Raw genomic sequence first — 15,878 nt, forward strand, 5'->3', positions numbered from 1 at the left:
TCCTCGGGTCTCGGACCGTGTGGGGCAGGAGCCTAGCGAGCGCCCGGGCGGCCGTCGTGCGCGTTGCGGGGGCCCGTGACTACGATCGGAAGAAGTCCTTCCGGATGGTGGTGAGACGGAAGCCAGGTCGCCGATGGCCCAGAGGTCCGTGCAGTGGCCCCCGTACGTGCGGGTCGCGCCGTGGTTGCTGACCGCCGGCGGGCTGGTGTGGAACGCGCTGGACCCGACCGACTACTGGGGCGATCCGCTGCTGGCGGCGGCCGCCGTGCTGGCGGGTGCGCTGCTGGCGCTGCGGGACACCGTCGCGGTGGGGGCCGCCAACGTTCTCGGCATCCTGCTGCTGTCCACCCAGGACGGGTCGATCGGGACCGGGGCCGGCTTCCTGGAGCTGGCGAACACGGCGTTCGCGGCGCTGCTCGGGATCGGGGTGAACCGGGTGGTGGACCGGCACGGGCGGCGGCTGGCGCGGGTGCGGTCGGTGGCCGAGGCGGCGCAGCGGGCGGTGCTGCCGGAGCCCCCCGCGGAGGTGGGGCGGCTTTCGGTCGCGGCCTGCTACCGGGCCGCCCAGGACGAGGCGCTGATCGGGGGCGACGCGTACGCGCTGCAGGTCACCCCGTTCGGCGTGCGGGGGCTGATCGCCGACGTGCGGGGCAAGGGGCTGCACGCGGTCGGGGCGGTCTCGGTGCTGCTGGGCGCCTTCCGCGAGGACTCCCACCGGCTGCCGGACCTGGCCGCGCTCGCGGACGCGCTGGAGGACTCGCTGCTGCGGGAGAGCGAGCGGATGAGCGAGGAGCTGCGGCTGGAGGGGTTCATCACCGCGCTGCTGGTGGAGTTCCCGCCGGGGGAGGAGAGCGTGCGCACGCTCGACTGCGGGCACCCCGGCCCGTACCTGCTGAACCCGTACGCGCGGGGCGGGGGCGAGCCCCCGGTGCGCCGGCTGGACGCGGCGGATCCGGGGCTGCCGCTGGGGATGGGCGGACTGGGTGCGGCGCGCCCGGCGCCGGAGAGTCGGCCGTTCCCGGCCGGGTGGACGCTGCTGCTGGTGACCGACGGGGTCACCGAGGCCCGGGACGGGGCGGGGGAGTTCTACGACCCGGTGCTCGGGCTGGCCCCGCTGGGGCCGTTCGCCGGGCCCGGCGAGGTGCTGGACGCGCTGGTGGCGGACGTCGAGCGGTGGACCGGCGGGCCCAGGGACGACGACATGGCGGTGCTGGCGATCACCCGCCGGGCGGAGGCGGAGGCGGAGTCGGGCGGCTGACGGCCGGCCGACGGTCGGCGGAGCGGTAGGCGGAGCAGTCGGCGGAGCGGGCGGCGAACGGGTCGGCGGAACGGGCGGCGAACGGGGGCGGGACGGGTGATGGACCGGGTCGGGCGCGGGTGCTCCGTGACCGTCCGGTCACCTTGTCTACGGCTCGCTACGGTCACGCCGGTATCACGATGAGATGACGGTCGGACTGCACTCCATGGAATCCGGCCAAGTTGAGCGTCTCCGTCCGGTGGCTGGAAAGACAGCGTCCGAATACCGGACAAGGAAATGGACGGACGGGCCCGGAAGTGGTCGGAGTGCCCGTCGGCCGGTGCCGCCTAGGCCGACGGACGCCGCGGGCGGCGTGACGGCAGGAGAAGCGGCCATAAGGAGCGCGCAAAGGCGGGCCGGGGGAGTGGCGGGATTCGGCCGACGTGCGTTCCGTCCGGAAACGGACCTGGTGCTTGCCCAGTGTCGAAGGGGTGACCGAGAGTCGCACCGATGAACGAGAAGCCCAGCCCCCGCCAGGCCCGTCTGCTCGGCCACCGCGACTTCCGGCTCCTGCTGACCGGAGCCGCGGCGGCCCAGACGGGCAGTCAGGTCACCCTGGTCGCCCTTCCCTTGGTGGCCGTGATGGTGCTCGACGCCACGCCGTTCGAGGTCGGTCTGCTGACCGCCGCCGAGACCGCCGCCTTCCTGCTCGTCGGCCTCCCCGCGGGCGCCTGGCTGGACCGGATGCGCAAGCTTCCGGTGCTGATCCGGGCCGACGTGGTGCGCTGCCTGGCCGTCGGGTCGATCCCGCCGGCCGCCGCCTTCGGGGTGCTGACCATGCCGCAGCTCTACCTGGTGGCGCTGGTCACCGGGGTGGCGACGGTCTTCTTCGACGTCGCCCACCAGTCCTTCCTGCCCGCCGTCCTGCCGCGCGAGCAGCTGGTCGGCGGCAACGGCGCCCTGGAGACGGTCCGTTCCTCGGCGCAGATCGCCGGGCCGGGCCTCGGCGGCGGGCTGGTCCAGCTGCTCGGGGCGCCGCTCGCCATCGTGGCCGACGCCTGCGGCTACCTCGCCTCCGCCCTGCTGCTCGTCCGGATCAAGGTCGACGAGCCGCGGCCGGAGCCCGAGCCGGGGCGCTCGCTGCGCGCCGAGGTCGGGGAGGGTGTGCGGTTCGTGCTCGGCCACCCGCTGCTGCGGGCGATCGCGACCGCCACCGCCACGTCCAACCTGTTCTCCGCCGTGCTGACCGCCGTGCAGACGGTGTTCTGGGTGCGGGTGCTCGACCTGTCGCCGGGAGCCATCGGCGTGCTGCTGTCGGTCTCCGCCGTCGGCGGACTGGCCGGCGCGCTGTGCGCCGGGCAGCTCGCCCGGTGGATCGGACAGGCCCGGCTGATCTGGCTGTCCACGGTGGTGACGGCGCCGTTCGCGCTGCTGTGGCCGCTGTCCGGAGGCGGTGCGGGCGTGGTGCTGTTCGGCCTGGCCTCCGGGGTGGTGCTGTTCGGCGCGGTGGCCTACAACGTCGCCCAGGTGAGCTTCCGGCAGAGCATCTGCCCGCCGGAGCTGCTCGGCCGGATGAACGCCACCATGCGGTTCCTGGTGTGGGGCACCCTGCCGATCGGCGCCCTGATCGGCGGCGTGGTCGCCGAGGCGTCCGGGCCGCGCACCGCGCTCTGGCTCTGCGCCGCCGGCTTCCTGCTGGTGCCGCTGCCGCTGCTGCTCTCCCCGCTGCGGCGGATGCGCGAGCTGCCGGGCCCCGACCGTACGGCCGGGCAGGACGCGGACGCGGAGGCGGACGCCACCGACCAGAAGAGCGCGGTGAGCCCCGGCACGTCCTGACCGGCCGCCCACCCGCGCCTTCCGCACCCGAACCCCTCCTGCCGACCGAACCCGACCCCCGACCGACCCCCGACCGACCCCCGACCGATCCCCGACCCGAGCCGCGACCGGAAACCGGAGACCGTTCCCGTGCACGCCAGCATCACCGCCGCCTACCTCGCCCGGTACCGCTCCGCCGCCGCCGAATCCCCGGTGGAGCTGCTCCCGCTGACCGGCGCCCAGCGGCGCTTCCTGATCACCCGCCGACTCGCTCCGCAGAGCCGCACCGACGTCGTCCCGCTGTTCTTCGCCTACCCGCGCGGCACCCTCGACCTGGGCCGACTGGCCCGCGCCGCGGCCGCCGTGGCCGCCCACCACCCGGCGCTGTGCGGCGGATTCGCGACCGTGCGCGGCACACCCGTGCTGCGCACCGGCGGCCCCTCGGCCGAGGCCGGCCGGATCGCCGTCGCCCCCGGCGGCACCGCCCGTGCGGCGCTGCGCGAGGCCCTGTCGAACTGGCCCGCGGACGGACCCGCGCTGCGCCTGCTGGTGGCCGCGGACCCGGACGGGGACGAGGAACTGCTCGCCCTCGCGCTGGACCACGCCGCCTGCGACGAACAGTCGCTCGGCCTGCTCACCGCCGAACTCGGCGCCGCGTACGAGCGGGACGAACCGCCGGCGGACGGGCCCGACCCCCGGGCGCTGGCCGACTACCGGCAGGCCGTCGAACTGCAGCTCGCCGCCGAGGACGCAGCCGGCGGCCCCGCCGCCCAGGCCCACTGGGGCCGCCGACTGGGCGGCCTGACCGGGGCGGGCGGCGGCGCGGCGACGTCCACCGGCATGCTCACCGAGCGGCTGCCCACCGCCGGGGGCGCCGCCCGCGGCGCCGTCTTCCCGGCCCTGCTGGACGCGGTCGGCTCGGCCCTGCACCGGCTGCATGGGGCGGACGGGGCGGCCCGGCCGGAGACCGCGGGAGGGCCGCTCGCGCTCGGCTACCCGTGGGGCGGACGGCCGGCGGGCGCACCCGCCGCGCTCGGCTGCTTCCTCAACACCCTGGTGCACCCGGCGACTTCGGGCCCGGTCGCGGACCTGGACGCCCTCGCGGACGCCTGGTGGGACGACCTCGACCAGGCCGGCACCCCCTTCGACGAGGTGGTCCGCGCCGCCCGCACCGCCGGGGCCCCGTGGTCGGGCGCCCTGGACGGCCTGCTCACCATGGAGGACCTGCACCGCCGCCCACCGCTGGTGCTCGGCGGCACCCCAGGCCGGGAGACCCACCTGGACGGGCGCCCGCTCGCCGCACCGCTGGCCGTCTCCGCCTCGCACGGCGACGACCTGCTGATCCGGCTGGCCTGGGACCGCGACCGCTTCCCCGAGGCCGACGCCCGGGCCGCCTTCGGCGAACTGCTCGCCGTGCTGCGGCACCACCTGCACGCCCGGCCGGTCCCGGTCCCGCAGGCCTGAGGCGCCCGGCCGGCCGCGTCGCCCACCCGACCGCGCCGCCCATCCGCTCGCACGAGCCTGACCGCCCGCACGAGCCCGACCGCAGGCGTCCGACCGCACGCCCCACCCCGCGGGCCCCGAACTCCCACGACGGACCCACGACGGATCCGCCACGGAGCCACGACGGATCCGCCACGAACCCACCACGCCCGTCCGCGCGCGTCCGACACGCCGCCGGACGGGACCCGGGCCCAGGGCCGCACCTCACCCCGGTGCGCCCCCGGGCCGCCGGCCGGCACGGGAACACCCCACGTCCGCGTCCGGCCACCGCAGTGCCGACAAGCCCACCACACAAGGGAATCGACCATGTTCGCACTCTCTCCCTCGCAGGAGATCGTCTGGCTGCACGAGCAGATGCTGCCGGGCAGCCGCGCCTACAACTTCACCGCCGTCCTCGACCTGTGGGGCACCCTCGACCGGGACGCGCTGCACACCGGCCTGGCCGCCGTGCTGGCCCACCACCCCGGTCTGCGGCTGGAGTTGGTGCCCAGGCCGGAGGGGCTGCCCGGCCAGCGGGTCGCCGAGGTCTGCGAACCGGAGCTGCGCCACAGCGACTTCGCCGCCGAGCAGGACCCGGAGGCCACCTTCCGCCGGCTGCTCGCCGCCGAGGCCGAGGAGCCGCTGGACACCGAGCGGGCGCCGGTGCTGCGCTGGCACCTGGTCCGGCTCGGCGACGACCACCACCGGCTGATCCACGTCGAGCACCACCTCGTCCACGACGGCCACTCCTTCGCGATCCTGCTGCGCGACCTGTTCACCGTCTACCGCGCCACCGTCCTCGGCGAGCCCTACGAGCTGCCCACCGCCCCCTCCTACGAGGACCACGCCCGCGCCGCCGCCGACCTCCCCCGGGACCGCGGGCTCGACTTCTGGACCAAGGAACTGACCGACGCGCCGCGCGAGGTCACCCTCCCCGGGCTGGCCCGGCCGGGCGCCGAACGGCGCCACCGCGGCGGCCAGCTGCGCCAGTCGATCGGCGCCGACCTGGCCGAGCGGCTGCGCGAGCGCAGCAAGGCCGACGGCCACACCCCGTTCAGCACCCTGCTCACCCTGTTCGCCGAGCTGCTGCGCCGGCACAGCGGCCACCGCGAGGTGGTGATCGGCACCGCCGTCGGCAACCGCCCGGAGGGCTTCGAGGGCACCGTCGGCATGTTCGTCAACACCGTCCCGCTGCGCCTGCGGCTCGACCCGGCGGCTCTCGGCACCGACGCCGTGGACGAGGTGACCGACGTCCTGTTGCGCGCCCTGCCGTACCAGGACCTGCCGGTCCAGGAGCTGACCCGCCGGCTCGGGCTGCACACCACCGGGGCCGACAACCCGCTGTTCAACGTGATGTTCAGCGCGCACGACGCGGCGCTGCCCGATGTCCAGGCGCCCGGGCTGGAGGTCTCGCTGTACGAGGGCTTCAACACCGGCACCACCCGCTTCGACCTCGACCTGGTGCTGCTGCCCGACGACCGCCGGGTGGTCGGCGAGAAGCACGGCGCGGCCGGGATGACCCTGGTCTGGGACTACGACGCCGACCTGTTCCGCGAGTCCGAGGCGGTGCTGCTGTCCGAGCGGCTGCTGGAGCTGCTGCGCTGCTACCTGGATCGCCCGCAGGCGCCGATCGCCGGGCTGGCCCCCGCGACCGAGGCCGAACCGGCCGCCCCGGTCACCCCGGCCGCACTCGACCCGGCCGCCGCCCACGACCCGACCTCGCTCGCCCTGCTGGCCGGCACCGAGCGGATCAGCTACGGCGAACTCGACCGCAGGGTCAGCGAGTTGGTCGAGCGGCTGCGCGCCGCCGGAGTCACCCCCGGCCAGCCGGTGGCCACCGTGCTGCCGCGCGGCGCCGACAGCGTGGTCGCCCTGCTCGCCTGCCTGCGGTACGGCGCCGTGTACGCGCCGCTGTCCACCGAGGACCCGGCCGCCCGGCTCGGGCTGCTGCTGGAGCGGCTCTGCCCGGCGCTCGTCCTCGCCACCCGGCAGAGCGCGCTGGCACTGCCCGCCGAGGGCGTCACCCCGGCGCTGCTGGACGGCCCCGCCTTCCCGAAGGCCGAGCCCGCCGCCGCGCTGGACGGCGCCGCCTACGTGATCCACACCTCCGGCTCCACCGGCGTGCCCAAGCCCGTCCTGGTCGGCCGCGAGGCCCTCGCCGGGTACATCGCCGCGATCGCCGACCGCTACCGGCTCACCTCCGCCGACCGGGTGCTGCTGTTCGCCCGGCCGTCCTTCGACGTGGCCCTGGAGGAGGTGCTGCCCGCCCTCACGGCCGGCGCCGCCCTCGTCGTGCCGCAGCGCGAGGTGCCCACCGGGCCCGAGCTGGTGGCCGTGCTGGCCGCCCGCGGCGTCACCGTCGCCAACCTGCCCACCAGCTACCTGCTCGCCGTCCGCGAGGACCTGCGCGAGGCGCTGCGCGACGGCCGCTGGGCGCCCCGCCTGCTGGTGCTCGGCGGCGAGCGGCTGCCGGCCCGGGCGCTGGCCGGCCTGACCGGGGCCACCACCGTGCTGAACGCCTACGGCGTCACCGAGGCCACCGTCACCTCCACCGTGTACGAGGTCACCGACGCCGACGTCGCCGAGGACGGCGAGATCCCGCTCGGCGCCGAACTCGACGGTGCGCGCATCCACGTCCTGGACGACACGCTGCGCCCGCTCGCCCCCGGCTGCGTCGGCGAACTCGCCGTCGGCGGAACCCTGCTGGCCGAGGGCTACCTGGGGCTGCCGGAGCCCACCGCGGCCCGCTTCACGACGGTCCCCGCGCTCGACGACGCCCGCGTCTACCGCACCGGCGACCGCGGCTACCGCGACCTGGACGGGCGGCTGCGCTTCCTCGGCCGCGCCGACAACCAGGTCAAGCTGCGCGGCCACCGGATCGAACTGGAGGAGATCGAGGCCGCGGCCTCCGCCGAACTCGGCGGCCGCTCCTGCGCGGTGCTGCTGCACACCGACCCGCAGACCGGCCCCCGCCTGGTCGGCTTCCTGGAGGGCGCCGACCGCCCCGACCAGGCCGCCCTGCACGAGGCGCTCGCCCGCCGGCTGCCCGGCGGACTCGTCCCGGCGAGCTGGACGGCCGTCGCCGCGATGCCGACCCTGCCCGGCGGCAAGCCCGACCGCGCCGCCCTCGCCCGCCTGGCGGACGAGGCCCCGGAGGCGGAGGAGGTCGAGCCGAGCGAGTTCACCGACCCCGGCCAGCAGCTGATCGCCGCCGCCTGGCGCGAGGTGCTCGGCCACGACCGCTTCGCCGCGGACTCGCACTTCTTCGAGGTCGGCGGCCACTCGCTGCTCGCCGCCCAGCTCGCCGCGTACCTGGAGCCGCACCTCGGCAGCCGGCCGCCGTTGCGCACCCTGTTCCGACACGCCGTCCTGGCCGACCAGGCCAAGGCCCTCACCACCGGTGGTGCCAAGTGACTTCGCCCTCCGCCGTCCTGGAAGCCGGCCACCGCGAGCTCGTCGAGGCCTTCGAGAGCTTCGTGCGCCGCGAACTCGTGCCGCTGGCCGCCGAGCTGCCCGAGACCGCCGACCAGGTCCCGGCCGACCTGCGGACCTACGTCCGCAAGCGCTCCGCCGCCCTCGGCTTCTACGCGGGCGACTACCCCGAGGAGCTCGGCGGCGCCGACATGCCGTTCACCGCCGTCGTCCTGCTGCACCACGCCGCCGGACGCAGCGGCTGCGTGCTCGCCCCGTACGCGCTGGCCGGCTCCGACGGGCCCAGCCCGCTGCTGCGGCACGGCACCCCCGAGCAGGTCGAGCGCCACCTGGTCCCGCTGGTGCGCGGCGAGCAGACCCGCTGCCTCGCCCTCACCGAGCCGCACGCCGGCTCCGACGCGTTCCACCTCACCACCACCGCCGTGCGCACCGGCGAGGGCTGGGTGCTGAACGGCCGCAAGACCTTCGTCAGCAACGCCGAGCACGCCGGGATCGCGCTGGTCGTCGCCGCCACCGACCTCGGCGACGGGGCCGGCCCCACGGCCGGCGCCACCGCCTTCGTGCTGCCGATGGACCAGCCCGGGCTGCGGATCGGCCAGCGCTACGAGGGCATGTCCGGCGAGCCGCTGTTCGAGCTGCTGCTGGACGGGGTCACCGCCGGCCCGGAGGCCGTGATCGGCGGCGAGGAGGGCGTCGGCGCGGCCACCGCCCTCGCCATCGACAGCCTCTCGCGCGGCCGCCTGGTGGTCGCCGCGATGTGCAACGGCATCGCCGAGCACGCGCTGCGGATCGGCGTCGAGTACGCCAAGGACCGGCGGGCCTTCGGCCGGGTGATCGGCGAGTACCAGCACATCCAGGAGCACCTGGTCGCCACCCGGGCCGAGGTCGAGGCCTCCAAGCTGCTCACCCTCGCCTGCGCCCGGCTGGTCGACGAGGGCACCGAGTCCCCCGAGAACGCGGCGCTCGCCAAGCTCACCGCCTCCGAGACCGCCGTGCGCGCGGTGGACCGCTCGCTCCAGGTGCACGGGGCCACCGGCTGGGTGCGCGGGCACCCGCTGGAGTTCCTGTACCGCTACGTCCGGATGACCACGATCATCGAGGGGACCTCGGAGGTCCAGAAGGTGATCATCGCCCGTTCCATGGGCCTGAACTGACGAAGCGTCACCTTCGTACGCGACTTCCTGGAGACGATGATGGAACACCTTGACACGAAGGCCCCGAACGCGGACGCCCCGAGCGTCGACACCGTGAACACCGGGGCTCCGAACACCGGGACGCCGAACACCGACGCCCCGAGCATCGGTTACGGCCGTCCGCACCAGGACGGCGCGGTGCTCGACCTCTTCACCACCTGGGCGCACCGCACCCCCGACGCCCCCGCCCTGATCGACGGCGAGCAGGTCTACAGCTACGCCGAACTCGACCGCCTCGCCGACACCGTGGCCGAGGCCCTGCGCGGCAAGGTCGGCCCGGGCGACCTGCTCGGCGTCTGCCTCGCCCACTCGGTCTCGCTGGTCGCCGTCACCCTGGCCGCCGCCAAGCTCGGCGCCGTCCACCTGCCGCTCGGCCCGCGCCCCGGCGAGCACCGGCTGCGTGCCGTCGCCGAGCAACTGCGCCCGACCTGCCTGGTCGGCGAGCCGGACCTGCTGCCGCCCGGCGGCGAGCGGCTGCCGCTGGACCTGCCCACCGAAGGCGTGGTGGCCGCCCTGAACCCGGGCGAGCAGGTGCGCGTCCCGGCCGGCACCCACTACGCGGTGCTCACCTCCGGCTCCACCGGCACCCCGAAGGCCGTCGCCGTCACCGAGCCCGCGCTCGGCGCGCTGCTGCAGTGGTACCGCGGACTGACCGGCCTCGGCCCCGGGGAGCGACACAGCCTGCTGATCGGCGTCGCCTTCGACCCGCACATGCAGGAGCTGTGGGCCGGCCTCACCTCCGGCGCGGCCCTGGTGGTCGCCCCCGAGGCGGTCCGCTGGGACACCGGTGCGCTCACCGACTGGTGGCGCGAGGCCGGCGTCACCGTGTCCATCCTGCCCACCCCGCTGGCCGAGCCCCTCCTCGGCCGGCCCTGGCCCGCCGAGTCGCCGCTGCGCCACCTGGTGATCGGCGGCGACCGGCTGCGCCGCGCACCCGGGCCCGACGTCACCGCGACCGTCCACAACGCGTACGGCCCCGCCGAGGCCACCGTCACCACCACCGTGCACACCATGGCCCCCGGCGGCGACCACGGTGCCGGCGCTCCGCCGATCGGCCTGCCGATCGACGGCGCCGTCCTCCTGGTCACCGACGAGGACGGCCGCCCGGTGCCGCGCGGCACGGCCGGCGAGCTGCGGATCGGCGGCCGCGGCCTGGCCGCCGGGTACCTCGACCCCGAGCTGACCGCCCGCCGCTTCGTCGGCGCGCCCGCCGGCGTGGTCGGCACCGACCGGGTCTACCGCACCGGCGACCGGGTGGTCATGCGCCCGGACGGCGTGCTGGAGTTCCACGGCCGCCTCGACGACCAGGTCAAGGTCAGCGGCGTGCGGATCGAACCCGCCGAGGTCGAGGCCGCCTTCGAACGCGACCCGAAGGTGCGCCGGGCGGTGGTCGCCGCCCAGCAGGCGCCGACCGGCGTCCGGCTGCTCGCCTTCGTCCAGGCCGAGGACGGCGCCGACCCCGCGGCGCTGCTCGACGCCGTCCGCCCGTGGCTGCCCGAGCAGGCCGTGCCCTCCGCCGTCCGGCTGGTGGAGCGCTTCCCGCTGGACGCCAACGGCAAGGTGGACCGCCCGGCCCTGCTGGCCGACGCGCCGGCCCCGGACGAGGAGTCCCCGGCGGACGAGGCCGGCACCCCGGTCGAACGCGCCGTGCTGAAGCTCTGCCGCGGGCTGATCGGCCGGGCCGACCTCGGGCCCGAGGACAACTTCCTCGCGTCGGGCGGCAATTCGCTCGCCGCGGCAAGACTGCTGGAGGCCCTGGAGAACGAGTACGGCGTACGGCTGCGCGCCCCCCTGGTGCTGCGCCAGCCCGACCTGCGGGCCGTCGCCCGGCTGGTCGAGGAGCGGGTGGCCGATCTGGCCGCGACCGCCTGACCCCGCCCGAACCTCCTCAGCGGGGCGCCCCGGCCCACCCGGCCGGGGCGCCCGGAAGGGAACCACCCATGACCACCATGCACCGCGCGCACCCCGCGACCTCCGCGCACCCCGCGACCTCCGCGGCTCCGATCGACCGGACCGCCGAAGCCCTGCCCACCCCGCTGCCCGCCCTGGTCGCCCGGCAGGCCGAGCAGCGGCCCGACGCGCTCGCCGTGACCGACGGCTCCACCGTCCTGACCTACCGCGAACTCGTCGACGCCGCAGGCCGGTTGGCCGCCGTCCTGGCCGACCGGGGGATCGGCCCCGGCAGCGCCGTCGCCCTGCTGTGCGCCCGCTCGACCCGATTCGTCGTCGCCCAGCTCGCCGTCTGGCGGGCCGGCGCACTGGTCGTCCCGCTCGACCCGGCCTACCCGCGCCCGCGGATCGCCGAAATGATCGCCGACGCGGACGTCCGGCTCGTCCTCGGCGACAAGGGACTGCTCGCCGACGCCGGGCTCCCCGAGGACCGCACCCTGGCGCTGACCGAGCGCGGCACCGAGATCGCCGACGGCACGGCGCCCGACGCCGCCGACCCGGCCGCGCCCGCCCTGCTCTACTACACCTCCGGCTCCACCGGCCGCCCCAAGGGCGTCCTCGTCCCGCACAGCGCCGTCGCCGACCTGGCCACCGCCGAGGGCCCGATCGGCCTCGGTCCCCGCGACCGGGTGCTCTTCCACTCCACCGTCTCCTTCGACGCCACCACCTTCGAACTGTGGGCGCCGCTCGCCCGGGGCGCCGCCGTGGCCGTCTCCCCGAGCGAGCGGCCCAGCGCCGAGGACCTGGTCCGCGACGTCGAGAGCTTCGGCGTCACCACCGCCTTCCTCACCACCGCGCTCTTCCACCACCTGGCCGCCCGGCGGTCCCGGGTCTTCGGCGTGCTGCGCACCCTGGTCGTCGGCGGCGAGGCACTCTCCTCCGAGTACGCGGGCGCCGTGCTGCAGGCCTTCCCGTGGCTCGAACTGATCAACGCGTACGGGCCGACCGAGGCCACCACCTTCACCACCCTGCACCGGATCACCCGGGCCGACTGCGCCGGATCCGTCCCGATCGGCCGGGCCTTCGGCGGCGCCCGGGCGTACGTCCTGGACGAGCGGCTCGCGCCGGTGGCGGAGGGCGGCGTCGGCGAACTGTGGATCGCCGGCGACCGGCTGGCCCTCGGCTACCTCGACCGGCCGGAGCTGACCGCCGAGCGCTTCCGCGAACTGCCCGGCATCGGACGCGCCTACCGCAGCGGCGACCGGGTCGCCGAACGGCCGGACGGCTCCCTGGAGTACCACGGGCGCACCGACGACCAGGTCAAGGTGCGCGGCTTCCGGATCGAACCCGGCGAGGTCGAGCACGCGCTGCTCCAACTGCCCGAGGTCGCCGAGGCGGCGGTCGTGGTCCGCCGCGCCGGGCAGATCGACGCCGCGCTCACCGCCTGCCTGGTCCTCGCCGAGGGCTCCCGCCCCGCCGTCGAGGCACTGCGGGCCGCTCTGGCCGAGCGGCTGCCCGCCCACCTGGTGCCCACCGCCTGGACGGTGCTCGCCGCGCTGCCGCTGACCGGCAGCGGAAAGGTGGACCGGCGGGCGCTGGCCGCCGACGAACCGGACGGGGCACAGCCGTCCGCCACCGCCGAACTCGGCCCGATCGAACAGGTCGTCGCCGAGGCGTGGAGCCGCGCCCTGGAACGCCCGATCACCGACCCGTCCGCCGACTTCCTCGCCGAGGGCGGGCACTCGCTGCTCGCCATGTGGGTGGTGGACGACCTGCGCGAGGACCTCGGGGTCGAGCTGTCGCTCGCCGATTTCCTCGAGCACCCGACCGTCGCCGCCCAGGCCGAGCTGCTGGAGCGCGCCCTGCGGGCCGCCGACGACACCCCCGGAGCCGACCGATGACCACCGTCGACCAGAGCGACCTGCTGCGCCGCGCCCGCAACCGCCGCGCCGCCGCCCCCGTCACCTCCGCACCGCAGACCGGCCCCGCCGAATCGACCGGCCCCGCCCCGCTCTCGCACGCCCAGCAGCGGATGTGGCTGATGGACCACCTCGGCCAGGGCGGCGCCCTCTACAACGTGCCGGTCGCCACCCGGCTGCGCGGCCCGCTCGACCGGGCGGCCCTCGCCACCGCGATCACCGGCCTGACCGAGCGGCACGCCGTTCTGCGCACCCGTTACCCGCGCCGGGGCGACGAGCCGTACCAGCAGATCGACCCGGTCGTCCCGGTGCCGCTGCCGGTCCTGGACGCCACCGGCCCGGAGCAGCTCGCCGCCGAGGCCGCCCGGCCGTTCGACCTCGCCACCGGCCCGGTGCTGCGGGCCCTGCTCCTGCGGCACGGAGACGACGACCACACACTGCTGCTGACCATCCATCACATCGCGGTGGACGGCGGCACGTTGCGCTTCCTCACCTCGGACCTCACCGAGCTGTACCGCGCCTCGCGCGACGGCGAGCCGAACCGGCTCCCGCCGCCGGCCCCCTCGTACGCCGACTACGCCCGCCAGGAACGCGCCCGCGAGGCCGAGCTGACGGCCACCGCCGGAGTCCTCGCGGCCAGGCTGTCCGGCGCCCGGCCGCTGACCCTGCTGCGGCCCGTCCCGCCCGGCACCCGGGAGCGCCGCGCCGCGCTGCACGCCGCCCCGCTGGAACCCGCCGTGGTGGAACAGCTGCGCGTCCTCGGCGCGCGGCACGGCGCCACGCTGTACACCGTCGTGCTGGCCGCCGCGTTCGCCGCGCTGGGCATCGCCTCCGGGCAGGACGACCTCGTCCTCGGCTGCGCCAGCGGCCACCGGGCGCGGCCCGAGTTCCGCCGGACCGTCGGGCTCGCGGTCAACACCCTCGCCGTGCGGGCGAATCCGTCCCGGGACCTGTCGTTCACCGAGCTGCTCGCTCCGGTCCGCACCGCCCTGCTCGACGCCCAGCAGCACCACGAGGTGCCCCTCGACCTGGTGGTCGAGCGGCTCGGCGCGGCCGCGCGCGGCGCGGACGGCACCCCACTGCTCTCGGTCAGCTGCGACCTCGTCCAGACCGTCGACCCGCTGGTGCTGCCGGGCCTCGACACCGAGAACGTGGAACTCGACCTGGGACTGGCCAAGTTCGGCCTCACCCTGCTGCTGGAGGACGGCCCGGAGCCGCGCTGCCTGCTGCAGCACGACCGGGACGCGCTGGACCCGGACACCGCCGCCCGGCTGCTCGGCGCCTTCGCCGAACTGCTCACCGCCGTGGCCGCCGACCCGGAACGGCGGCTGTCCGAACTGCCGGGAGAGCGGTTGACGGCCGCCGAACACCCGGTCGTGGAAGCCCTGTCGGCAGACCCGGCGGTGGTCGAGGCGGCCGTGGTCGAGAACCCGGACGGCCCGCCGCTCGCCTACGCGGTGGTCCGCGGGCCGGTCGCGCCGAGCGGCAGCGCCCTGCGGGCCGCCCTGCGCGGGCGCCTGCCGGCCGCCGAACTGCCGCTCGCGGTCACCCTCGTGGACCGGCTGCCCCGCCACGCCGACGGCACCCCCGACCGCGACCGGCTGCCCGGCGCCACCACGCTGCCCGGCGCGACCGCGGCGGCGGAGGGCCCGTCGGAGGCAGGCCCGCTGGACGTCGTACGGCAGGCCTTCGGCGAACTCCTCGGCACGACCCCGCCCGCCGACGGCGACTTCTTCGCCCTCGGCGGTCACTCCCTGGTCGCCGTCCAGCTCGCCGAACGCCTGCGCACCCGCACCGGGCTGCCGCTCACCGGCCTCGACATCCTGGAGCAGCGCACCCCGCGCGCCCTCGCCGCCCTGCTCGCCACCCGCACGGACGAGCGCCGCGCGGCCCTCGCCCAGGCCGGTGCCCGATCGCGGACCACCGGCGCCCGCACCGGCACCGTCCTGCTCACCGGCGCCACCGGCGGGGTCGGCGCGGCCGTGCTCCAGGAACTGATGGCCCAGGGCCGGCCGGTCCGGGTCCTGGTCCGGCCGGAGTCCGCGCACCTGCCCGCGCTGAACGGCGCCGAGGTGGCGGAAGGCGACCTCGGCGACCTCGACAGCCTGCGCCGGGCCGTCGACGGCGTCGACGCCGTCATCCACTCCGCCTGCACCTTCACCGACCACGCCACCGACCTCGCCGCCATGCGCGCCCTGGTCGACGGCTGGCGGGGCGGCCCGTTCGTCTTCGTCAGCAGCATCGACGCGTACGGCCGCCCGGCCGGCACCGAGGTCCCCGAGGGCGGCCCCAGCAGCGCACCCGTCACCCCGTACGGGCAGGCCAAGCTGGACTGCGAGCGGATCCTCTTCGAGGCCGCCGCGACCGGCCGGGGCCAGGCCGTGGCCGTCCGCTCCCCGATCGTCTGGGGCCCGCACCACCGCCTGCGCGACCAGCTCCGCTGGGGCGCCACCGGCCCCCTCTACCAGGCCGCGCTGGCCGGCCGGCCGATCGGCCTGCCGGACGCCGAGGAGTGGAACGGAGCCTCCTGGGTGCACTCCGCCGCCCTGGCCCGCGCCCTCGGCGCCTGCCTCACCCCGGACCACCCCGCCGCCGGCCGGGTCGTCAACGCGGTGAGCGGACACGTCTCCTGGGCCGACTTCACCGCCGAACTGGTCCGCCTGCTCGGCTCCGACAGCCCGATCGCCGCCACCCCCGACGCCGACGGGGAACTCCGCCGCCCCTGGCACTACCGGGCGGACACCCTGGCCGGCCCGCTCGCCCCCGAGCCCGGCGAGGACTGGCGCAGCGTCCTGGCGGCCATGGTCCGCTGACCCCCCCGTGCCTGGGGGGCGGGCGCCGCCGCGCGCAGCGGCGCCGCCGCCCACGGCGCGGCCACGGCCAGCCGCAGCGACCCAACAGACGCGGCCG

General features: G+C 76.5%; 8 protein-coding genes. All 8 read left to right on the forward strand.

Annotated features, from left to right (window positions below; all coding sequences use genetic code 11):
• Nucleotides 1-133 precede the first annotated feature (133 nt).
• A complete protein-coding gene (locus tag ACFVVA_RS10345; RefSeq protein ID WP_387687783.1) occupies nucleotides 134-1,258 on the forward strand; it encodes a PP2C family protein-serine/threonine phosphatase in 1,125 nt (374 codons plus the stop codon).
• Between the two features lie 489 nt (nucleotides 1,259-1,747).
• Nucleotides 1,748-3,073: an MFS transporter gene (locus ACFVVA_RS10350; RefSeq protein WP_387687785.1), complete on the forward strand. Its 1,326-nt coding sequence runs from the start codon at nucleotides 1,748-1,750 to the stop codon at nucleotides 3,071-3,073.
• Between the two features lie 129 nt (nucleotides 3,074-3,202).
• A complete protein-coding gene (locus ACFVVA_RS10355) occupies nucleotides 3,203-4,516 on the forward strand; it encodes a non-ribosomal peptide synthetase (RefSeq protein ID WP_387687788.1) in 1,314 nt (437 codons plus the stop codon).
• A 345-nt stretch (nucleotides 4,517-4,861) separates the two neighbouring features.
• Nucleotides 4,862-7,948: an amino acid adenylation domain-containing protein gene (locus ACFVVA_RS10360; protein ID WP_387687790.1), complete on the forward strand. Its 3,087-nt coding sequence runs from the start codon at nucleotides 4,862-4,864 to the stop codon at nucleotides 7,946-7,948.
• A complete protein-coding gene (locus ACFVVA_RS10365) occupies nucleotides 7,945-9,120 on the forward strand; it encodes an acyl-CoA dehydrogenase family protein (protein WP_359900872.1) in 1,176 nt (391 codons plus the stop codon). Before ACFVVA_RS10360 ends, ACFVVA_RS10365 begins: the two co-directional genes overlap by 4 nt.
• A gap of 39 nt (nucleotides 9,121-9,159) precedes the next feature.
• A complete protein-coding gene (locus tag ACFVVA_RS10370; RefSeq protein ID WP_387687792.1) occupies nucleotides 9,160-11,031 on the forward strand; it encodes an amino acid adenylation domain-containing protein in 1,872 nt (623 codons plus the stop codon).
• A gap of 68 nt (nucleotides 11,032-11,099) precedes the next feature.
• Nucleotides 11,100-12,950 (forward strand): non-ribosomal peptide synthetase, encoded by a 1,851-nt coding sequence (locus ACFVVA_RS10375; protein ID WP_387687794.1) that lies wholly within the window; start codon nucleotides 11,100-11,102, stop codon nucleotides 12,948-12,950.
• Nucleotides 12,947-15,781 carry a condensation domain-containing protein gene (locus ACFVVA_RS10380; RefSeq protein ID WP_387687796.1) on the forward strand — a complete coding sequence of 945 codons (2,835 nt, stop codon included), beginning with the start codon at nucleotides 12,947-12,949 and terminating at the stop codon, nucleotides 15,779-15,781. The genes ACFVVA_RS10375 and ACFVVA_RS10380 overlap by 4 nt, the downstream gene beginning before the upstream one ends.
• Nucleotides 15,782-15,878 lie beyond the last annotated feature (97 nt).

The organism is Kitasatospora sp. NPDC058048, assembly GCF_042885555.1.
In the GTDB taxonomy this organism is placed as follows: domain Bacteria; phylum Actinomycetota; class Actinomycetes; order Streptomycetales; family Streptomycetaceae; genus Kitasatospora; species Kitasatospora lactacystinica.